The sequence below is a fragment of the Lentzea terrae genome (assembly GCF_003265345.1).
GTDB classification, from domain to species: Bacteria; Actinomycetota; Actinomycetes; order Mycobacteriales; family Pseudonocardiaceae; genus Lentzea; species Lentzea terrae.
In genome coordinates this window covers 1-518 of the sequence record NZ_QFWW01000039.1, presented here as the reverse complement: position 1 = coordinate 518, position 518 = coordinate 1, and the positions used below count along the sequence as shown (strand labels likewise).

Genomic DNA, 518 nt, shown 5'->3' with positions numbered 1-518 from the left:
CGACGCGCACATCCCCGACGGCGTCGAGCTCGCCAAGCAGCACTGGGCAGCCGGCCACAACAACGTGGCGGTGCTGCGGACGTTCTCCAAGGCGTACGGCCTGGCGGGCCTGCGCATCGGCTACGCGGTCGCGCCGCCGGTCGTCGCCGACGCGCTGCGCAAGGTCTACGTGCCGTTCTCCGTGAACGCCCTCGCCCAGGTCGCCGCCATGGCCTCGCTGGACGCCGAGGAGGAGCTGATGGTCCGCTGCCGCGCGATCGTCGCCGAACGCACCCGCGTCCGCGGCGAACTGCTCGCCATGGGCTACGACGTGCCGCAGACCCAGGCGAACTTCGTGTGGCTGCCGCTGGGCGAGCGCACCACCGCGTTCAACGAGCACTGCCTGGCGCACAAGGTCGTCGTGCGCGCGTTCGCAGGCGAGGGCACCCGCGTGACGATCGGCGAGCCGGAGGAGAACAACGCCTTCCTGGCCGCCGCCCGCGCGTTCACTTCATGAGCAGCTGAACGATCGCCGCGAC

Annotated in this window: 1 protein-coding gene; it reads left to right on the top strand. The window is 71.4% G+C overall.

Going from position 1 to position 518, the window contains the following annotated elements:
* On the top strand, window positions 1-496 hold a 496-nt coding region (locus DI276_RS47590; protein WP_119724505.1), incomplete at its 5' end, for an aminotransferase class I/II-fold pyridoxal phosphate-dependent enzyme.
* Between the last annotated feature and the right edge of the window lie 22 nt (window positions 497-518).